A 20,986-nucleotide genomic window follows, 5' to 3' on the forward strand; every position below is an offset into this window, starting at 1 on the left:
ATCGCGCCCGGCACGCTTGCGCGCGGCGTGCGAAACGGGCGCATATGATCCTCTTGCATTTGACCCCAGTTTCTAGGACGGCTGGTTTTGGCCTGATCGGAAGCGACGGAAAAATCCGTCTTGCCCGATCCGGTCCCGGATTTCTCTCAACATCCGCGTCGCCTGGGCGGCGCGGACCGATCATGAAGACAAGGCTCGATAGTGAACCAGCAAAGCAATCTCCCGGCCGCAGAAGCAATCACCCTTCCGCAGCCATATCTTTTGTTCCTCGGCGACAATCGCGAGCCGGGCTATGCCAAGACGGCCTATGGGCTGCGGGATTGGGCCGGCGATCTGTGCATCGGCGAATATAAGCTCGACGATCAGACGACGACCACCGGCCTGCCCCAGCTCACCCCGGCCGAAGCCGCGGCCAAGGGCGCCAAATCGATGGTGATCGGCGTCGCCAATAGCGGCGGCTTCATCCCGCCCTCCTGGATTGCCGGCCTGGTCGAGGCGCTGGAGGCGGGGCTCGACCTCATCTCCGGCATGCATATGCGCCTCGCCGATCTTCCCGAGCTGCGCGAGCCTGCCGAACGGCTCGGCCGCCGGCTGATCGACATCCGCACGCCGCCCAGGAACATTCCGATCGGCACCGGCCGCAAGCGCACCGGCAAGCGGCTGCTCGCGGTCGGCACCGATTGCGCGCTCGGCAAGAAATATACGGCGCTCGCCATCGCCCGCGGCTTCAAGGCGCGCGGCATCGACGCGGATTTCCGCGCGACCGGCCAGACCGGGATCATGATCGCCGGCGGCGGCATTCCGATGGACGCGGTGGTGGCGGATTTCTCCGCCGGCGCCGCCGAAATCCTCAGCCCCGATGCCGCGCCCGATCATTGGGACGTGATCGAAGGGCAGGGCTCCTTGTTCCACCCGGCTTATGCCGGCGTCTCGCTGGGCCTGCTCCACGGCAGCCAGCCCGACGTGATCGTCGTCTGCCACGAAGCGGGCCGCGAACATGTGCTCGGCCATCCCGGCTATGTCCTGCCCAGCCTCCAGGAGACGATCGATCTCCACCTCCGCCTCGGCAGCCGCACCAATCCGGCGATTCGCTGCGGCGGCATCAGCCTCAACACGTCGAAGCTGTCGGCGGAGGAAGCCGATGCTTTGTGCGCCAGCGAATCCGAACGGCTCGGCCTGCCGGTCGCCGATCCGGTGCGCGGCGGCCCGGCGTTCGAGCGGCTGCTCGACAATTGCCTCGCCTGAGCATCTGAGCGCCCGGATCCTTCCCGGCGCGCTCGGCTTCGTTCAGGCTATTTGGGGGCGGCGCCGGCCTCGGCCAGCGCCGCTTCGAACAGCTTCACCAGCCGGTCGCCCGCGCTGCATTCGCCCTCCGCCTCGCAGATCGGCTGGACCGACATCACCGTCCGCAGGATCGTCGTGCCCATCAGCAGCGCCAGCGCCAGGCTGGCGCGGATGTCGGCATCGTCTCCGTCCAGCAACGCGGCCATCGGCGCCAGCATGTCGTCGCGGAACGCCGTCCGCACCAGTTCCGCGGCCTTGGGCGACGAAGCCGATCGGACGACGATCAGCAGCCTTTCGAGATGCGCGATATCGCCCTGGCCGTCCTGCTCCAGCGCCATTGCGGTCAGATAGGCGGGAAGGTTGCGCGCGTTCAGCCCCGCCTGGAACTTGTCTTCCTTGCCCTCGCGCAGCACTTCCTTGAACAAATCTTCCTTGCTGCCGAAATAGCGGCTGACCAGCGCCACGTCGACGCCGGCATCGCCGGCAATGTCGCGCAGCCCGACATTCTCGTAACTTTCCTGCAGGAACCGCCGCCGCGCCGCCGTCAGCATCGCCTGCCGGGTGGCGGCGGCATTCTTGGCGCGGGGTATGGGGCACAACATGGCATCCGGTCTATCATCTGCACGCCCCACGTCAACAATTGCTGACTTGTCGGGTCTACACTTGTTGACACCGTCTGGGCCGAAGCCTAGTCAGCGCCCGTTGACTTGAGCGAACACGCTGTTGGGGGAGGCGGTCGGAGCGCCCCTTTTTCGGCCTACGCCTTTCGGAAAAACAAGCGCATTATGAAAATCAATGCTTTAGCCGCCGCCGTCGCTGCTTCGATCCTGCTCCTCGCCGGCTGCTCGAAGGGCGAATCGGCCGCGCCGCCGCCGCCGCCACAGGTCACCGTCGCCAATCCGCGGGTCGAGGCGGTGGTCGACTGGGACGAATATGTCGGCCGGTTCGAGGCGGTCCAGAGCGTCGACGTCAAGCCGCGCGTCACCGGCTACCTGCGCACCGTCGCCTTCCGCGACGGCCAATATGTCCGCGCCGGCCAGACCCTGTTCACCGTCGATGCCCGGCCCGCCCAGGCCCAGCTCGATCAGGCGCGGGCCCAGCTCGCCCGCGCCCAGGCGACCCTGGTCAATGCCCGCACCGAGCTCGCCCGATCGGAAACGCTGGCGAAATCGCAGGCGGCGAGCAAGGAAGAGGTCGAACAGCGCCTGGCCGCCGTCCGCGCCGGCGCCGCCGATGTCGCGGCCGCCCAGGCGGCGGTCCGCGCCCAGCAGCTCAATGTCGGCTTCACCCGGGTCACCGCGCCGATTTCGGGCCGCATCTCGGAACGGCTGGTCGATCCCGGCAACGCCGTCAGCGCCGATGAAACGGTGCTGACCCGCATCGTCTCCACCGATCCCATCCATTTCGCCTTCGAAGGATCGGAGGCCCTGCTGCTCAAATATCTGCGCCAGGATGCCGGCGCCACGCCCGGCACCCAGGTCCGCATCCGCCTCCAGGACGAAGCCGATTACAGCCATGCCGGCCGGCTCGATTTCGTCGACAACGAGGTCAAGACCGGCGCCGGCACGATCCGCGCCCGCGCTTTGGTCGCCAATCCCGACGGCTTCCTGCGCCCCGGCATGTTCGGCCATATGCGCCTCGCCGGCTCCAATCCCTATCGCGCCATGCTGGTGCCGGATACCGCCATCGTCACCGATGCCGCCCGCCGCATCGTCTATATCGTCGGCAAGGCCAATGTCGTCGCTCCGCGCCCGGTCGATCTCGGCCCCGTGATCGGCAATCTGCGGGTGATCCGCAGCGGCATCTCGCCCGATGATCGCGTCATCATCGGCGGCATCCAGCGCGCCTTTCCGGGCCAGAAGGTGCAGCCCAAGCCCGGCCGGGTGCCGCCGCTGGCGGTGCCGGAGGGCGGTTCGGCCGCGCCCGCCGCTTCCGCGCCGGCCTCGACGGCGACGCCCGTCGGCCCGGCGTCGCGCTAGGGCATCGGCGCCATGAACATTTCAGCCTTCTTCATCGAACGGCCGATCTTCGCCGCCGTGATCGGCATCTTCATCACCCTGATCGGCGTCTTTTCCTATCCTCAGCTGCCGCTGTCGCAATATCCGGAAATCGCGCCGCCGACGGTTCAGGTGAATGCCTTCTTCCCCGGCGGCTCCGCCGAAAGCATGGCCGAAACCGTGTCGCTGCCGCTCGAACAGGCGATCAACGGCGTCGAGGACATGCTCTACATGTCCTCTTCCTCGACCTCGTCGGGCCAGACCGTCGTCACCGTCACCTTCGAGCCCGGCACCGACCTGGATGAAGCGCAGGTGCTGGTGCAGAACCGGGTCAACACCGCCTTGCCGCGCCTGCCCGAACAGGTCCGCCAGATCGGCGTCACCGTCAACAAGGCGGCGGTCGGCTTCCTGATGATCGCCGCGCTCACCGCCGAAGATCCCCAGGTCGATATCGATTATGTCGGCAATTACGCCAATTCGGTGGTCCGCGATCGGCTGCTCCGGCTGGAGGGCGTCGGCGACGTGCTCGTCTTCGGCGGCGGCAATTATTCGATGCGGATCTGGATCGATCCCGATCGCGCCGCCGCCCGCAACCTGACCGCGGGCGAAATCGTCACGGCGCTGCGCACCCAGAATGTGCAGGTCGCCGGCGGCGCCGTCGGCCAGCCGCCTTATGCGGGCGGCAATCCCGCCTTCGAACAGCCGATCGAGGTCAAGGGCCGGCTCAGCGATCCCGCCGAATTCGCCGATGTCGTCATCAAGACCGGCGCCGACGGATCCATCACCCGCATCCGCGACATCGGCCGGGTCGAGCTGGGATCCCAGGAATATGGCGTCCGCGCCCAGTTCGGCGGCAAGCCCGGCGTCGCCCTCGCCATGATCCAGCAGCCCGGCTCCAACGCGCTCGATTCCGCCAACCGGGTGCTGGCCGATCTGGAGGATGCGGCCAGGGAATTCCCGCCCGGCATCGGCTGGACCATCCCCTACAATCCCACCGAATATGTCCAGGCGTCGGTCGATGCGGTGCAGGAAACCCTGATCGAGGCGATCGTGCTGGTCGTCATCGTCGTCATCGCCTTCCTGCAGACGTGGCGCGCCTCGATCATCCCGATCGTCGCCATCCCGATCGCCCTGATCGGCACCTTCGCGGTCCAGCTCGCGCTGGGCTTCTCGATCAACTCTTTGTCGCTGTTCGGCCTCGTCCTCGCCGTCGGCATCGTCGTCGACGACGCCATCGTCGTGGTGGAGGCGGTGGAAAAACATATCCGCGAAGGCATGGCGCCGCGCGCCGCCGCCCACCGCACCATGCAGGAAGTGTCGGGCGCGCTCATCGCCATCGGCCTTGTCCTGTCGGCCGTCTTCATCCCGACCGCCTTCGTGTCCGGCATTCCCGGCATCTTCTACCGCCAGTTCGCGATCACCATCTCGGCGGCGGCGATCATCTCGCTCCTGGTTTCCTTGACCTTGTCGCCGGCGCTCGCCGCTTTGCTGCTGAAGCCGCACGACGTGAATGCGGTCGATGCAGGGTCGCGCTGGCTGCGGCCGGTGCGGGTCGCCGGGCAGAAATTCAACAGCAGTTTCGAATGGCTGGCCGATCGCTATGGCCGCTTCACCGCGAAGGCGGTGCGCATGGTGGCGATGCTGCTCATCGTCTATGCCGGCCTGCTCGCGCTCACCGGCTGGCGGCTGCTCGACACGCAGACCGGCTTCATCCCCGAACAGGATCAGGGCGTCCTCATCGGCATCATCCAATTGCCGCCCGGCGCCTCGCTCGATCGCACCACCGAAGTCGTCAACAAGGCGCAGCGCATTGCCTTCGAAACGCCCGGCATCATCAATTCCGGCAGCTTCGCCGGTTTCGAAGGCGCCAGTTTCTCCCAGGCCTCCAATGCCGGCACCATGTTCCTGAAGCTCAAGCCGTTCGAGGAACGCCGCGGCGAGGAAGGCATGACCGCCACCGAACTGGCCGGCACCCTGACCATGAAGATGGCGCAGGAGATTGAGGAGGCGCAGATCTTCTTCATCGCCCCGCCGGCCGTCGAGGGGCTCGGCAATGGCAGCGGCTTCATGATGATGCTGCAGCAGAAATCCGGCGTCGATTATCGCGCGCTCGAAGGCGTCACCATGAACATGATGATGTCGGCCGCCCAGGTTCCGGAGGTCACCCAGGTCTTCTCCTTGTTCAACACCGGCTCGCCGCGCATCGTCGCCGATGTCGATCGCGATCGCGCGCAATTGCTCGGCGTCCAGCCGAACCAGGTCTATGACGCGCTCGGCACCTATCTCGGCTCCACTTATGTCAACGATTTCAACATGCTCGGCCGCACCTTCCGCGTGACCGCCCAGGCGGAGCCGACCGCGCGCGACGATCTCGCCGATGTCGGCCGGCTGCAGGTCCGCTCGGTCAGCGGCGAAATGGTGCCGCTCTCCTCGGTCGCGACCCTCCGCCACGATAGCGGCCCGTCGCGCGTCGTCCGCTACAACATGCTGCCGGCTGTGGAGCTGCAGGGCGCGGCCGCGCCGGGCGTCTCCTCGGGCGCGGCGCTGGCGGCGATGGAGCAGCTCGCGGCCGAAAAGCTGCCGCCGGGCTTCACCTATGAATGGACCGGCCTTGCTTATCAGGAGATCGCGGCGGGCAATACCGCGCCGATGATCTTCCTGCTCGCCGTCTTCTTCGTCTTCCTGGTGCTGGCCGCCCAATATGAGGCGCTGACATTGCCGCTCGCCGTCATCCTGATCGTGCCGATGTGCATCCTCGCCGCTCTGGTCGGCGTCAATCTGCGCGGCCAGGACAATAATATCCTGACCCAGGTCGGCCTGGTCGTGCTGGTCGCGCTCGCTGCCAAGAACGCCATCCTGATCGTCGAATTCGCCAAGCAGGCGGAAGATCATGGCGAGGATCGCTTCCAGGCCGCCGTCACCGCCGCCCGTCAGCGGCTGCGGCCGATCCTGATGACCAGCTTCGCCTTCATCTTCGGCGTCATCCCGCTCGCCATCGCGGTCGGGCCGGGATCGGAGATGCGGCAGTCGCTCGGCACCTCGGTCGCTTTCGGCATGGTCGGCGTGACCCTGTTCGGCCTCATCTTCACGCCGGTCTTCTACGTGCTCACCCGCGGCTGGGCGGAAAGATATGAATCCTGGCGGGATCGGCGCCGGGCGGCCGCCGCGCCGCCGCTGACGCCGGAGGAAGGGAAGGCATGATGCGCATCCGGTCCTTCGCCGCCTTGCTTCTGCTCGGCCTCTCCGCCTGCACCACCGTCGGCCCCGATTTCGCCTCGCCCACGGCCGAGGCCCCGGCCCAGGCGCCCTTCCTCGGCACCGCCTCGCCTCTGTTCGAAGCCAGCGAGCCGCCGGGCCGCTGGTGGAGCCTGTTCGGCGATGCCCGCCTCGACGCTTTGGTCGAAGAGGCGTTGCGCGCCAACACCGATCTGCGCGTCGCCGCCGCCAATCTGGCGCGGGCGCGCGCCGTCCTGCGCGAAGTCCGCAGCAACCGGCTGCCCTCCACCGATATCGCCGGCTCGGTCAATTACGGCCAGGCCTCCGGCCAGGCGCAGGGCCTGGACGAAAAGCTTCCCACCGGCGAAACCTACGATATCGGGCTCGACGTCGGCTATCAGCTCGATCTGTTCGGCCGCATCCGCCGCGCTGTGGAGGCCGGCCGCGCCGATGTCGAGGCGCAGCAGGCCGCGCTCGATGTCACCCGCATCTCGGTCGCCGCCGAAACCGCCCGCGCCTTCGCCGATGTCTGCAGCGCCGGCCGGCAGCTGGAGGTCGCCCGGCGTAGCCTGGAGGTTCAGCAGCGCACCTTCGATCTCACCCGCCGCCTGCTCGAAGGCGGGCGCGGCACCGCCCTCGAAACCGGCCAGGCCGGCGCCTTGCTGGAACAGACCCGCGCCGCCATCCCGACGCTGGAGGCGCAGCGGCAGACCGCGCTCTACCGGCTGGCCTTGCTCACCGGGCGGCCGCCGGCTTCCTTCCCGCGCGAGGTCGCCGATTGCGTGCGGCCGCTCGCCCTCGCCGCGCCGATCCCGGTCGGCGACGGCGCCGGCCTGCTCGCCCGCCGGCCGGACATACGCGCCGCCGAACGCCGGCTCGCCGCCGCCACTGCCCGCATCGGTGTCGCCACGGCCGATCTCTATCCCGATGTCCGCATCGGCGCCTCGATCGGCTCCACCGCCACGTCGATCGGCGATCTCGCCTCCGGTTCGGCCTTCCGCTTCGGCATCGGCCCGCTCATTTCCTGGTCCTTCCCCAACACCGCCTTGGCCCGCGCCCGCATCGCCCAGGCGGAAGCCGATGCCGACGCCGCTCTGGCCACCTTCGACGGCACCTGGCTCGGCGCGCTCGAGGAAACCGAAAGCGCGCTCGCCCGCTACGCCCGCGAACGCGAACGCGTCGCCACCTTGGCCCGCGCCCGCGAACAGAGCGGCGAAGCCGCCCGCATCGCCCGCCTCCGCTACGAAGCCGGCCGCGAAGGCTTCCAGATCGTCCTGGAGGCCGAACGCTCCCTCGCCCAGACCGAAGCCGCTTTGGCCCAGGCCGAAGCCCAGCTCTCCACCAACCTCATCGCCCTGTTCCTGGCCCTCGGCGGCGGCTGGTCGACCTAGGAAGACGAGAGCGAAAAGGGCAGGGACCACCCACACCCCCACACTCCCAAACCGTCATCCTGAACTCGATTCAGGATCCAGCCCGGAGCCCCCCGCCACGCCAGACCAGCCACCACCACCCCCGGCACCCCCCTGGAGGCCGGATCAAGCCCGGCATGACGAAGGCGGAAAAGGCAGTGGGCCACCCCACACCCCCCCACCCCCAATCGTCATCCTGAACTTGATTCAGGATCCAGCCCGGAGCCCCCCTCCACGCCAGACCAGCCAGCACCACACCCGCCACCCCCCTGGATGCCGGATCAAGCCCGGCATGACGAAGGCGGAAAAGGCAGTGGGCCACCCCACACCCCCCCACCCCCAATCGTCATCCTGAACTTGATTCAGGATCCAGCCCGGAGCCCCCCTCCGCGCCCGCCCAGCCCACCCCACACCCCCCCCCCCCCAGGATGCCGGATCAAGCCCGGCATGACGAAGAAAGGGCAGGAGCCCCTCCCACCCCCACACCCTCAGGACGTCATCCTGAACGCGATTCAGGATCCAGCCCGGAGCCCCCCTCCGCGCCCGCCCAGCCCACCCCACACCCCCCCCCCCCCAGGATGCCGGATCAAGCCCGGCATGACGAAGAAAGGGCAGGAGCCCCTCCCACCCCCACACCCTCAGGACGTCATCCTGAACGCGATTCAGGATCCAGCCCGGAGCCCCCCTCCGCGCCCGACCAGCCAACACCACACCCGCCACCCCCCTGGATGCCGGATCAAGCCCGGCATGACGAAGAAAGGGCAGGAGCCACTCCCACCCCCACACCCTCAGGACGTCATCCTGAACGCGATTCAGGATCCAGCCCGGAGCCCCCCTCCGCGCCAGACCAGCCAACCACCACACCCGCCATCCCCCTGGATGCCGGATCAAGCCCGGCATGACGAAGGCGGAAAGGGCAGGGGACCACCCCCACACCTCCACCGTCACCCAACCCACCCCAAAACCCCCACGTCATTGAGCCCAAATTAACCCCACCCCTTTATCCACCTCCCGAAGTCGAACAGGGACCGATCGGTTGCAGACCAAAGTACATCTCATCGCCGCTGCGCGCCCCAATCTCATGAAGGTCGCGCCGCTCTGGCACGCTCTGGCCGCCGCGGAGGGCTTCGCGCCCGTCCTGGTCCACACCGGCCAGCATTATGATCGCAACATGTCGGGCGCGATCCTGGAGGATCTGCATCTGCCGGCGCCCGATCACCATCTCGGCATCGGTTCCGGCTCCCATGCCGAACAGACGGGCGGCGTGATGATCGCCTATGAAAAGGTCGCCGTCGAACATCGGCCGGACTGGATCGTCGTCGTCGGCGATGTCAATTCCACCTTGGCCTGCGCGATTGTCGGCGCGAAACTGCACATCCCGACCGTGCATCTGGAGGCCGGGCTCCGTTCCCGCGACCGCACCATGCCGGAGGAGATCAACCGGCTGGCCACCGATGTCCTGTGCGATGTCCTCTGGACGCCGTCTCCCGATGGCGATGCCAATCTCCTGTCCGAAGGCATCCCGGCCGACAGGATCACCCGCGTCGGCAACATCATGCTCGACAGCTTCGAGCTTGTCCGGCCGAAGATCGAGGCCGCCGACATGCGCGGGGAACTCGGCCTTCCCGATGGCCCTTATGGCGTCGTCACCCTGCACCGCCCGTCCAACGTCGATGATCCGGCCAAGCTGGAAGCCTTGGCCGCCGCCCTGCGCGAGGTACAGCAGAGGCTCCAGCTCGTCTTTCCTGTCCACCCCCGCACCGCCGCCCGCCTGGCCGAAACCGGCCTCCGCGAAGGGCTGGAGGCGGCCGGCATCCGGCTGATCGATCCGCTTCCTTATGTCCGCTTCATGGGCCTCGTCGTCGGCGCCTCGGCCGTCGTCACCGATTCCGGCGGCGTACAGGAAGAAACCACCTATCTCGGCATTCCCTGCCTAACCCTGCGCGAGAATACCGAGCGGCCGATCACCATCGATGAAGGCACCAATCGCCTGGCCACCGCCGCCACGCTCGTTCAGCGGCTGGACGAGGCGCTGGCGACCCCGCCCGCCCAGCGCAGGCGCCCCGATCTGTGGGACGGCAATGCCGCCCGGCGATGCGTCGACGATCTCCGCCGCAGGATGGCGCAATCCCCCCTAAACGATCAGGCGCGCCACCGTTAAAGCGACGGCCACCGGCACCGCCGCGGCCGCCGCGATGTGGAGCAGCCTCTGGTCCATCCGCGGCTTCCATTCGTCCGGCCGCGGGGCAGGGGGCGCCGCGTCGCTCGCGATCAGCGCCGCCACCGACATGTTGATCTTCACCGCGACGCTGCTGGGCGTGCGCGCCAGGATATAGGCGATCCGCCGCGCCGCTTCTTCGTTCCCGGCCGCCTCATAGGCCTGCAGATTGTGGCACAGGAAGTTCAGGTTTGCGGCATCATCGCTCTTGCCGCCCCGCGCGTTGCGCAGCACCGCCAGGGGAGTAAGCACCAGGCCCGGCAGGCTCCACCATCCGAACAGCCCCGATATCAGGCTCGATCGCAGCGATTCCCTTCGGGCACAGGAAGGGCAGAAGATTCCGCTGCTTTCCTTGCGCCAGCTCAACAGCAGCAGGGAGAAGATCGAGGCATAGCTCGCCTGGCGCGGCTGCGCCGTCGCCTCGCCGCAGCGCGAGCAGGTAAGCGGCACGGGAATGCGCACGCGCTTCGGTGCCGCTTCGTGTCCATTCGGCGCACGCGCCGGTACCGACTCGCCAGGGTCCCGATCTACCAGCGCCAGATAGGCATCATTGATTTGCTGGAATCTCTGCAGTGCATTGCGGCGGCGATTGATGTCGGGATGCCACTTCTTCGCCAACTCGAGATAAGCCGCACGCACCTCGGCTCTGCTCGCCCGTTTGGGCAAGCCTAAAGCGCGATAATGTCGGGCAAGCTCTGCCGCCATATAATCCCCAGCGAGTTATCATAATGGCGAATGAAGCGTGCGACAATTCGGATTGATGTGGGCGGGTCATATGGACACGGCAGCGCTCACTTGACTAGGTCGCAACCCTGTGCGGCGGAATCAAACAGGCAGAGCACCAATTTTGAGTATTCAAATGCCCGTTGAAATGGCGTGTTGAATCGGGGCGCGGAATGAACTCGGTCCTGAGGAACGCCTATCGACACCTCCCGGAGGAACTGCGCCGAGCTGTGCTTGTCAGGCGCAGGGCGAGGCTATGGCTGCGGGCGGGAATTGTATTTGTTCATGTCCCAAAGGCCGCAGGAACCAGCATCAACTTGGCACTATATGGGCGTTTCGTCGGTCATCCTCACGCATCGGATATTTGTCGCTGGGCTCCATCTGAAGTCCGCGCGCTTCCGCTATTTTCGGTGGTCCGCAATCCGTGGGATAGGTTGGTGTCGGCATATCGCTTCGTGCGCCGCGGGGTTGGAATAGGGGAAGCCCGTGCCGGCATCTGGAAATCGGAACGATATCAGGTGCCGGAGTTTCGAAGTTTCGAGATATTCGTGAAGGATTGGTTGGCTCGCAGGGACATCGTGCGACTGGATGGGGTCTTCAGGCCGCAATGGCTGTTCGTGTGTGACTCGGATAGAAAGCCGCTCCCGGAGCATATCGGCCGGCTCGAGGACCTTGCCCCCACCTACGATTTCATTAGGCAGAATTTGGGGGCTGCGCCGCATTTTGCTCACACCAATCTTTCAGGCGAAGCAGTCGACTATCGCAAGCTTTACACACCGGATTTGGTGAGGCAGGTCGGGGATTTATATGCTGAGGACATTAGCATTTTCCGCTATGATTTTTAATCAGTCCTATATCTGCTTTGCCCATTTTAATTGACCCAAACGGGGAACGTGCTTCTCTTCCAGAAGCACCGCCGCGGGGGCGACTTCCCGACGCTTGGTTTTCGAGAGGACGGCAGCAAACGCGTATGACAGGTTCCAAGGAAAATGATCGGCAGGCCGAGCCGATCTTCGTAACGCGGCCTTCGCTCCCCTCGCTGGAAGCCTTCACGGAATCGCTCCGCCAGATTTGGGACACCAAGATGCTGACGAATGCCGGCCCGTTCCACCAGGAACTGGAGCATCGTCTTGGCGAATATCTTGGCGTCGAGCATGTTTCGCTGGTGAATAACGGCACCGTTGCGCTGATCATCGCGCTGCAATTCCTCGAAAGGCGCGGTGAAGTCATCACCACGCCTTACTCCTTCGTCGCGACCACCAACGCTTTGATATGGACCGGATTCACCCCGGTCTTCGTCGATATCGATCCCATGACCTGCAACCTCGATCCGGCCAGGATCGAGGCTGCCATTACCGCCGATACGGTCGCCATCCTGCCCGTTCATTGCTATGGCAACCCTGCCGATGTGGAGGCGATTCAGGCAATTGCGGACCGCCACGATCTCCATGTCATTTATGATGCCGCTCATGCGTTCGGTGTCAGGGACAATGGCAAGAGCATATTGGGCTGTGGCGATCTTTCCACCTTGAGCTTCCACGCCACCAAGGTCTTCAACACGTTCGAAGGCGGCGCGATCATCTCGCGCGATGCAGCCGCAAAGACCCGTATTGGCCATCTCCGGAACTTTGGCTTCGTCGATGAAGTGACCGTTGTCACGTCCGGTATGAACGGGAAGATGTCGGAGATAAATGCGGCATTCGGTCTTCTGCAGCTGAAACATGTGAGCGAGGAGATCGAAAAAAGACGGATCGTCTCCGAATATTATCGTCAAGCTCTCGATGGCGTGCAGGGTGTGGATTGCTTGGCCGTGGCGGATTCTGTCGCCGGCAACTACGGATATTTTCCGATTTTTGTGAAGGCGGATTTCCGCATTGGGCGTGACGAATTATACGATCTCCTGAAATCCAACGGAATCTACAGTCGGCGATATTTCTACCCGCTCATTTCTTCCTTCCCCATGTATCGGGATCTTCCCTCCGCCCGACCGGCCAATCTTGGCCATGCCATAAGGATAGCCAACGAAGTTCTGTGTCTGCCGATCTATGCTGATCTTGACCTCGAGACTGTCGACAAGATTGTCGATCTCATTGAGAACGGCTGATGTGGACGATCGGCACGCCGACGGCTGCTGATAGGCGGATGGGGGGACTTGCCTTGGCGGTGGAGACGCGTCGGCTGGACATGTCTCGTGGACATCGGACCATCGAATGAGCGTCGAGAAGGGCGTGGCCGCTGGCAAATGGAGCGCCGCGGATATCTCCATTCGGCTGGTTCTGAACTTCGCCGTCTCGGTAATCTTGGCCCGCATTCTCGCCCCTGCCGACTTTGGCATCGTCGCGATCGTTACCTTCTTCACCTCCCTTTCCGCCGTTTTCATCGAAGGCGGCATGACCGCGGCCGTCGTTCAGAGGCAGGACACCTCCCGGGAGGAGGAAAGCGCGGTTTTCTGGTGGAATCTGTTCGCAAGCATCTTGCTGGCGGCTGCGCTGGTGGCGCTTGGCCCGGCCATCGCTGTTTTTTACGGCCATCCGGTGATCGGTCCCCTTATGTATGTGGCCGGCGCCCAGCTGGTCTTTTCGGCTTTGGGTGCTGTCCCTTCTGCTCTTCTGACGCGGGAATTGAAGTTCGATCGGCTGACCAAGGTCGGCATAACCTCCTCGCTGTGCGGCGGCGCCGTCGGCCTGGCGGCCGCCTTCTCCGGCGCGGGGATTTGGGCGCTTGCCTTGCAGACCGCTGCTGCCGCCCTCGTCAACAGCGCGATGCTTTGGATGATGAGCGATTGGCGACCGGCGCTGCACGTTCGCTTCCGGCATATGAAGAGGCTCGTCGGCTTCGGTTCCTGGGTCGGCTTCGCTTCCCTGCTCGAAGTCTCCTACACTCAGGGTTACGCCCTGTTGATCGGCAAGCTTCATGGCGTCGTCGACCTCGGTTACTATAATCGCGCCCACGGCACGCAACTGGTGCCCAGCGCATTGGTCGGCCGGCTCATAAACCGTGTCGCCTTTCCCCTTTTCGCGCAGAAGGCGGAGGATCCAGCGGCCTTCCGCCGCGGCGCCCGCTTGGCCATCCAGTTCGTGATGCTCCTCAATGTCCCGGCAATGACGGGGATCGCCTTGCTCTCGGATCTGGTTATCCTTGTCCTCTTTGGTGAAAAATGGCTGGCCGCTGCTCCGATCCTCACCATCCTCGCCTTCGCCGGGATGCTGCTGCCGATGCAGGGCGTCAATGTGCAGATGAGTCTCGCGCGAGGGGATACGTCCAGCTACATCAGGAATGAATTGTGGAAGAAGGCGATCGGAATCGCCGCGATCGTGGCCGGAAGCTTCTTCGGCATCATCGGTCTGGCCTGGAGCCAGCTCGTCTACAGCATCCTCGCCTTGGTCGTGAACGCCCGTCCTGCTGGCAGGAATATGAATTATGGCGTCCTGCACCAGCTGGCCGACATCCGAGGCGTGGCCTTTGCCGCCATATTCATGGCGATCATCGTGCTGGGATTGCGTCAGCTTCTCACTTTGTCGCCTGTCCTCCTGCTGGGAACCTGCGCCATTGCCGGCGCGGCAACATACGTCGCCGCTGGGTTCGCCATCCGGTCGGCGGTCTTCCTGAAGGCGTGGGAACTCTTCGGGACAAGGCGACGTAAGACGCCATAGCAGAGATCCGCCGGTGCGGATTCAACTTTTCGGGAGACATATTTTGGCGGGCCATTTAACAAGCCGCCATGACCTCTCCGAAGCAATTGGCGGTTCGCATTCTCTGGAATCTGAACCAGGGCGTGGGGCGGGTCCGGCGCCTTCTCACCCGCGGCAGGCTCGATCATTATGATCGTCTGCATCTGGGAAGCGGAAGCCGCCGTCTCGAAGGTTGGGCGAATCTCGACATTGACGGGTACGGCCACCTTGTCTGGGATTTGAGGAAGCCGCTGCCGATGGGAACGGATCGGGCGCGGCTCATCTATACCGAGCATTTTATCGAACATATCCCCCGTGACGATGCCAGGAAGCTTTTCACGCACGCGCGATCGGTGCTGAAATCGGATGGAATTCTTCGTATCTCGACCCCGGACCTTGCCAAGATCGCGCGCGATTATGTTGAGGGCAAGCTGGTGCAGATGCCGCACGGCAATTGGTTTCCTGCCACCCTTTGCCAGATGATGAATGATGCGATGCGGCGCTGGGGCCACGTATTCGTTTATGATCAGCCGGAGCTCGAAAGCCTCCTTCGCGAGTGCGGCTACACCCGCATTGAACGGGTGCGGTGGGGGGAAAGCGATCATCCCGAGCTCCGCGGCCTCGAAAGCCGGCCTGACTTCGACGATCTTATCGTGGAAGCACGCCCTTAATCATTTCGCTGGTTCCGTTCGCGGAAGTGCGACAACAAGATGTCAGGGTGGCGGCGCGTCCGGGCGCCCAGGAACCGGATCTTCCGCAGCCTGTTCCAATCGCCAGGCTCGCGTAGCCGATAGGAGAGCGGATCCCATCCCAGATCCGTGAACCATCGATGATAGAATATGGAGGATGTGGTTACATTGCGCCGGGCGAAGCGGCTGGCCTCGTTGACGGTCCATCCGCCGCTTTCATTCTCCGATCGAAACGGATGGTAAACCAGGTCGGCGCGTTCCTGCTGGATGAACGAGAGCAGCTTTTCTACCCTGTCTGGTCCATGTTCGTCATCGTCGTCCAGATGGGTGACGAAGGCACCTTCGGCCAGGCCGAGCGCGTGGTTCATCGGAACTGACCCTGCGACCATCCAGCGCAGCAGTGGCTCGGTCGGATAATTCCCGCGTTCCGGAAGATTGACGAAGCTGAGCCTGTTATCGCGTACCGTCGCCATCAGTCGTGCTGTGTCGTCGGTGCAGCAATCGCCAACCACGATGACCTGGATGTTCCGATAGGTTTGCCGAAGCGACGAGGCGACGGATCGCTCCAGCAGCAATGGTCCCCGATTGTAGGTGGCGATGCATATTGTCACCAAAGGGTGCGGCTGATTGAAGAGGTTTTGATAGGCGGCGCTCGACCTATCGCGCATGAAGCGCGTCCGGACGCCTAACCCCGGATCTCGCGCGGAGCGAATCCCCTCACGAATGCGCCGGAGCACTTTCAGCGTTTTTCGGAGCGATTTGTTCATTATTTCCTCAAACGCTTCATGGCGAGCGTCGGCAGACATGGCAACAGCAACCGTGGCGATCTGGTGCGAGGCGCCGACCCCCGCGGAGGACGAATGAGGCAACCCGACACTGGCAGGTACGTGCAGGGCAATTGGTTGACCAATGCCACCGTCTCATCCGTCCGTCCTCGCGATGGATCGCTTCGGCTCCTCTTTGGGATTGCGCTCCAGATTATGATATGCCTTGCGGCCACGGTCGTTTGGCTGCCTTCAATCTCGCTTGTGAGTGCGTCGCCCTATGCGAAGAACTATCTCGATCGCCATGGCCACTTTTAACGGCGCCAATTATCTGCAAGCTCAACTGGATAGCTTTTCCTCCCAATCCCTGCTGCCGGACGAGCTCGTGGTCTGTGATGACGGGTCACACGATCGTACGATCGGCATCCTCGAGGCCTTCCGGAGCAAAGCTCCCTTTGACGTGCAGATACATCGGAATGCCAGCAACTTGGGCTATATAAAGAATTTTGAAAAGGCGCTTTCGTTGTGTGGCGGTGAAATCATATTCCTGTCGGACCAAGATGATGTCTGGTTTGACCAAAGAATTGAGAGGGTAGCTGCTGCATTTGATAAAAATCCTCAGACAATGGTTGTGATGAATGACCAACTTATAGTGAATGCGGATCTGAAATCGAACGGCGTGACGAAGCTTGAGAACATGAAGCGGTATGGGGGTGCGCAACGTAATTTCATCACGGGCTGCTGCTCGGCGCATCGTCGAGAATGGCAAGACATTGTTCTGCCGATACCCGCCGAGGCGCCCGCCCATGACACTTGGATCAATGGCCTAGCGCATCAGCTCCGGACTGCAATTGTGCTACCTGACGTACTTCAGTTCTATAGACGCCACGCGTCCAACGCGTCGCAAAGTCTTATTAGCTCTAACAATCTCGTTTCCCCTGTGCAGCGGTTAAGGCGCCTAAATCCTTTCGGTCTGGGAACGAAAGGGAAACAGGGACTAGAGTATAGAAGAGCAATACTACAAAGAATTAATGAAAGGGAAAAGATATTGTATAACCTTGGTCTTTCCGAATCCGCTGCTAATCTGAAATCAAATATCGGCCATCCCGAAACGCTATTAGGGATATCCACAATAATTTTTCGCTCGTCCCTCCTAAGGCTTTCGTCTGTGCTATCACGTGGGATTCGGTAGTTGACGTGTCTGTAAGGCCAAAAATAGATTGGTTCGAGCTCCATATGAAAAAGATAAATCCCAGCGTCACAGTCGTGATTCCGGCATATAAAGCCGAGGCGACAATCCAGCGTGCAGTAAACAGCGTTCTCTCGCAAGAGGGCGTCAAATTCCAGATCATCGTAGTCATCGACGGGTTGCTGGACCTGACATCAGAGCGACTAAAAAACTATGATCCGGCTCTTGTTCGCGTGATCACCAACGAGGAGAACCTGGGGGCACAGGTCAGCAGGAATAAGGGTTTGCTGGCTGCCAGCGGTGATTATGTCATGTTTCTTGATTGTGACGACTTCATCGAGGGGCCGATGCTCCTGGGCTTAGCGCATAAGATATGTGAAGATGATGCAGATATAGCATTCGGGCCCATGCGGCTGCTCAAGCTTTCGGGCGGAAGGGAACGTCCTCCCATTCACAGGTCTTTTTCCTCGGCCGACGATCTCTTCTTGTCCTGGATGGGAGCGGGGCGGACGGTGGGGACATGTTCCATCATGTGGCGGACGAGTTTCTTGCGCAGCATAGGTGGTTGGAACGAAGCGGTGCGGCGCAACCAGGACGGTGAAATGGTGATGCGCAGTGTGCTGCGCGGTGCCCGTTTTACATCATCTCGGGAAGGGTGCGGGGTTTACGTCATCCATTCGTCGGCTGATCGAATTACGCTACGTCCAGAGAATTTTTCATCCTCCCTCGATGTGGGAGAGATGATCTTGGCTATGAGCTCCGACTACGTGGGGGAAGATGTCCGGCGGACGGCACTGGGGGACTATTTTTATCGCATCATGCTTCGCTTATATGCCACGGGCCATCCAAAACTGGCCGCGCGGGCTCTGCAGCGCGCTCGCGACCTCGGACACGGCAGGAGCGAATGGCACAGACCAATTGCCGCTCTCCTCGGGCTCCCATTCCGATTCAACATAATTAAGTTGCATAGCCCACTTCCGTTCGCCCGGATGCTGCTAGGGCTCGCTTCCCTACTCGTGAGACATGCCTCTCAGTCCCGCAGCATTGACTCGCGTTCCAAGGTTTGAATGGGAAATGGACAGGATCGCGGTGGATCTCCTCGCGCAAAATGCCCGGGCTGTCGCTATGGGGTGCTTATGACGGGTCTGATCCTTTTTGTGAGCTTGCCCAATCATGTGACTGCAACTAGCTCCACCTAGCGGCATCAGTCCTGCATGATGCGGGATTGCGTCCTTCAATGCGGGCGTCAAAATGGCTGAGATTTTGCAGCGACTTTACGACCTCAGCCCTGAAGCCTTTCAGAATCTGATGGTCACTGTGGAAAATCATCGGTCGCTGCGGAAGCGACGGCGAGGCGCTTACTCTGAATGGAAGCTCTTCCACACGAAGCGAGAATTTGCGGGTTATGAGGACCTAATCCAAATTCAGAATGAGCGCTTGAACCATTTCCTGTGTTTCGCCGCAAAGCATTCCGCCTGGCATCGACAGCGGCTCAGGGGTATCGACCTTGCCGCCATCAAGGTGGCGACAATTGCGGAATTGCCGATGATGTCAAAAGAGGATCTGCGTGCAAATAGCGAAATTATAGCGACCTTGCCAAAAGAGAGAGCATATGTCGCGAAGACGGGCGGAACGACAGGCGCAGCGATTGAGGTGCGTTACCGCTGGGACGATTTTCAAGAGCGGACTGCGATGCTCGATCTGTTTCGGGAACGTTTCGTCAAAAGCTCCAAACCGCGCATGGCCTGGTTCAGCGGAAAGGCGCTAATTCCCAATTCTCGTAGGACCCGAACCTATGGGCGAACAAATTGGCTGGATCGGATCCGCTATTATTCGACCTTTCATATCAACGCCACTACCGTGAGCTCTTACTTGCGCGACCTGCAGACTTTCTCTCCTCACGCTATGATAGGCTTCCCCTCTTCTATGCTAGAGATTGCGCGTTGCGCCGATATGCAGGGGCTAAAGTTCGAAGGCCATCTGGAGGCCATCTTTCCAACAGCCGAGGCAATGACGGAGCATGAGCGGGATTTCCTAAGAGAGTATTTCCGGTGTGAAGTTCATGATCAATATGCCTCGTCCGAGGGGGCCCCGTTCATCACCGAATGCCCTGCGGGTAAGTTACATTTGGAGTTGCTAACCGGAGTGTTCGAGGTGCTCGACGAAAAAGGGCAGCCTGCCACAGAAGGCGAGTTGGTGGTTACTGCGTTCGGCACGAGAGGGACGCCACTGATCCGATATCAAATCGGGGATCGCGTGGGATTGTCCTATAGCAAGTGCAGTTGCGGAAGAGAAACGCCTCTGGTGGAGCGCATAGAGGGCAGGCCGAACGACTTTGTGTACTCGTCGGAGAGAGGACGGATCAATCTTGGCAACATATCAAATTCAGTTAAAAATGTTCATGGCATTCGGAAATTTCAAGTGATCCAGAGCAAGGTGTCTTCCATCGAAGTATTGATTGACGCGGATCCAATTTCTTACCGTTCTGTGGACGAGGAGATTTTTCTAAGAAACTTGCGGGACAGGCTTGGTGGCGCGATCGAAATACAGTTAACCTACGTCGACGATATCCCACGGGAGGTCAGCGGAAAACACCGCATTGTGAAAAATAGCCTGGATTATGCCCAACTTACTTGAACGGTTGAACTCTGGATGGGAATTTCATGCGCATTCTTCACTTGCTCGCTTCCCGCGGTCCAGGCGGTTCGGAGGCTCTGGTTCGCGATCTCGCCACCGAGCATGTAAAGAATGGCTCTGCCGCCGCAATAGCCTTCATCTCTAAGGCGAGGGAGGTAGGTAATTCACCATCCTTTGAGCAAAGGTTTGCGGAAATCCTAGCCAAAGGCTCCGTACAAACCTTCGACCTCGGTCACCACTCAAGGCGAAACCCACTCTATGGGGCGTGGCGTCTTCTCACCGTTTACAGGGAATTCAGACCTGATATTTTACATATCCATCTTCTGTCAGGTTTGCTGTTTAGGCTTTTGCTCTGGCCTCGAAAAATACCTACGATCTACACTCACCACACAAGCCATCTTAAAATCAGCAGGCGGGCATTTCGCCTGTTGATGAAAGGCGTCGATCAATGCGTGGCGATATCGCGGCAGGGCAGGGCTCTGCTTGAGGCCAGCACGACCGTACCTGTCACGGTGATTCGGAATGCCGTAGCTTTCGAGGGAATTCAGCGACGGAGCTCCTCGACCAACTCGATCACGATTTTGAGCGTGGGTAGGCTATACAGGGACAAAGGCTACGAAACACTTATTGACGTCGCTGATCGGATATTTCAGCAGCGGCCTGACCTGACGGGTACCTTGATTTTTCAGATTGCTGGGGAGGGGCCTGAGCGGAGCAACCTGGAGCAGCAGATTGAAGCGAGGGGTTTGAAAGGCAAGGTGGTTCTTCTCGGACTTCGTTCGGACGTGAAGGACCTTCTGCTCGCTTCCGACATTTTCCTCATGACATCCTTGTGGGAGGGCCTGCCAATTAGCTTGATAGAGGCGTTACACGCTGGGCTTCCAATTGTTGCGACTGACGTGGGCGGATGTGGTGAAGTCGTCGAGCAGAGCAAAAACGGCTTTCTTGCAGCCCCACGAGACGCCGTGTCGCTAGCCGGTTATCTGCTTCGATTAATAGAGGATCCCCATTTGACAGAAGGGTTCCGTGCTGGGTCCGTGCGTCTGGCCCGAGACTTCGGCATGGACGCCTGTGCGGAGCGCCACCTGATCCTCTATCGGAGCGTTGTTGATCGTGTCGTCGGAGATGCCCCTTGCTTGGTAGAGAGAGCAAAGGGGCGATGATACTCTACTCGTTAATAGGTATCTGT

At 61.9% G+C, this 20,986-nt stretch carries 16 protein-coding genes; 13 read left to right on the forward strand and 3 right to left on the reverse strand.

Going from position 1 to position 20,986, the window contains the following annotated elements; all coding sequences use genetic code 11:
• Positions 1 to 201: 201 nt before the first annotated feature.
• Entirely contained in the window at positions 202 to 1,245 is a 1,044-nt protein-coding gene (locus tag RQX22_RS07990) for a DUF1611 domain-containing protein (protein ID WP_315725318.1), read from the forward strand.
• 47 nt (positions 1,246 to 1,292) lie between these two features.
• Here the strand turns inward: RQX22_RS07990 and RQX22_RS07995 are convergent, their stop codons facing one another.
• A complete protein-coding gene (locus RQX22_RS07995) occupies positions 1,293 to 1,886 on the reverse strand; it encodes a TetR/AcrR family transcriptional regulator (RefSeq protein WP_315725320.1) in 594 nt (197 codons plus the stop codon).
• Positions 1,887 to 2,069: 183 nt separating this feature from the next.
• Between RQX22_RS07995 and RQX22_RS08000 the strand changes: the two genes are divergently transcribed.
• The 4 genes from RQX22_RS08000 (at position 2,070) to wecB (ending at position 10,067) form a co-directional block, all read left to right on the forward strand.
• Positions 2,070 to 3,263: an efflux RND transporter periplasmic adaptor subunit gene (locus RQX22_RS08000; RefSeq protein WP_315725322.1), complete on the forward strand. Its 1,194-nt coding sequence runs from the start codon at positions 2,070 to 2,072 to the stop codon at positions 3,261 to 3,263.
• A gap of 12 nt (positions 3,264 to 3,275) precedes the next feature.
• Complete coding sequence (locus RQX22_RS08005; protein ID WP_315725324.1) at positions 3,276 to 6,482, forward strand: efflux RND transporter permease subunit; 3,207 nt, start codon at positions 3,276 to 3,278, stop codon at positions 6,480 to 6,482.
• Complete coding sequence (locus tag RQX22_RS08010) at positions 6,479 to 7,888, forward strand: efflux transporter outer membrane subunit (protein ID WP_315725326.1); 1,410 nt, start codon at positions 6,479 to 6,481, stop codon at positions 7,886 to 7,888. The genes RQX22_RS08005 and RQX22_RS08010 overlap by 4 nt, the downstream gene beginning before the upstream one ends.
• Positions 7,889 to 8,942: 1,054 nt before the next feature.
• A complete protein-coding gene (gene wecB / locus RQX22_RS08015; protein WP_315725328.1) occupies positions 8,943 to 10,067 on the forward strand; it encodes a non-hydrolyzing UDP-N-acetylglucosamine 2-epimerase in 1,125 nt (374 codons plus the stop codon).
• Here wecB and RQX22_RS08020 read toward each other — a convergent pair.
• The gene (locus tag RQX22_RS08020) at positions 10,041 to 10,829 is read right to left on the reverse strand and encodes a J domain-containing protein (protein WP_315725330.1); all 789 of its coding nucleotides are present in this window, start codon (positions 10,827 to 10,829) and stop codon (positions 10,041 to 10,043) included. The genes wecB and RQX22_RS08020 overlap by 27 nt on opposite strands.
• A 191-nt stretch (positions 10,830 to 11,020) precedes the next feature.
• On the opposite strand from RQX22_RS08020, the gene RQX22_RS08025 reads away from it, so the two are divergent.
• The 4 genes from RQX22_RS08025 to RQX22_RS08040 all read left to right on the forward strand — a co-directional run bounded on the left by RQX22_RS08025 (position 11,021) and on the right by RQX22_RS08040 (position 15,189).
• Entirely contained in the window at positions 11,021 to 11,692 is a 672-nt protein-coding gene (locus RQX22_RS08025) for a sulfotransferase family 2 domain-containing protein (RefSeq protein WP_315725332.1), read from the forward strand.
• 125 nt (positions 11,693 to 11,817) lie between these two features.
• Entirely contained in the window at positions 11,818 to 12,951 is a 1,134-nt protein-coding gene (locus RQX22_RS08030; RefSeq protein ID WP_315725333.1) for a DegT/DnrJ/EryC1/StrS family aminotransferase, read from the forward strand.
• A 106-nt stretch (positions 12,952 to 13,057) separates the two neighbouring features.
• A complete protein-coding gene (locus RQX22_RS08035; protein WP_315725335.1) occupies positions 13,058 to 14,500 on the forward strand; it encodes a lipopolysaccharide biosynthesis protein in 1,443 nt (480 codons plus the stop codon).
• A 68-nt stretch (positions 14,501 to 14,568) separates the two neighbouring features.
• The gene (locus tag RQX22_RS08040) at positions 14,569 to 15,189 is read left to right on the forward strand and encodes a class I SAM-dependent methyltransferase (RefSeq protein WP_315725336.1); all 621 of its coding nucleotides are present in this window, start codon (positions 14,569 to 14,571) and stop codon (positions 15,187 to 15,189) included.
• Here the strand turns inward: RQX22_RS08040 and RQX22_RS08045 are convergent.
• Positions 15,186 to 15,875 carry a glycosyltransferase family 2 protein gene (locus tag RQX22_RS08045; protein WP_315725338.1) on the reverse strand — a complete coding sequence of 230 codons (690 nt, stop codon included), beginning with the start codon at positions 15,873 to 15,875 and terminating at the stop codon, positions 15,186 to 15,188. The two genes, RQX22_RS08040 and RQX22_RS08045, sit on opposite strands and share 4 nt — an antisense overlap.
• 400 nt (positions 15,876 to 16,275) lie before the next feature.
• On the opposite strand from RQX22_RS08045, the gene RQX22_RS19320 reads away from it, so the two are divergent.
• From RQX22_RS19320 to RQX22_RS08065, 4 genes are all read left to right on the forward strand, one after another.
• The gene (locus RQX22_RS19320) at positions 16,276 to 17,163 is read left to right on the forward strand and encodes a glycosyltransferase family 2 protein (protein WP_410001611.1); all 888 of its coding nucleotides are present in this window, start codon (positions 16,276 to 16,278) and stop codon (positions 17,161 to 17,163) included.
• Positions 17,164 to 17,207: 44 nt separating this feature from the next.
• A complete protein-coding gene (locus tag RQX22_RS08055) occupies positions 17,208 to 18,227 on the forward strand; it encodes a glycosyltransferase family 2 protein (protein ID WP_315725343.1) in 1,020 nt (339 codons plus the stop codon).
• 184 nt (positions 18,228 to 18,411) lie between these two features.
• The gene (locus tag RQX22_RS08060) at positions 18,412 to 19,797 is read left to right on the forward strand and encodes a phenylacetate--CoA ligase family protein (protein WP_315725345.1); all 1,386 of its coding nucleotides are present in this window, start codon (positions 18,412 to 18,414) and stop codon (positions 19,795 to 19,797) included.
• 26 nt (positions 19,798 to 19,823) lie between these two features.
• Positions 19,824 to 20,960 carry a glycosyltransferase gene (locus tag RQX22_RS08065; RefSeq protein ID WP_315725347.1) on the forward strand — a complete coding sequence of 379 codons (1,137 nt, stop codon included), beginning with the start codon at positions 19,824 to 19,826 and terminating at the stop codon, positions 20,958 to 20,960.
• Positions 20,961 to 20,986: the final 26 nt, after the last annotated feature.

The organism is Sphingosinicella rhizophila (assembly GCF_032378825.1).
Classification (GTDB): domain Bacteria; phylum Pseudomonadota; class Alphaproteobacteria; order Sphingomonadales; family Sphingomonadaceae; genus Allosphingosinicella; species Allosphingosinicella rhizophila.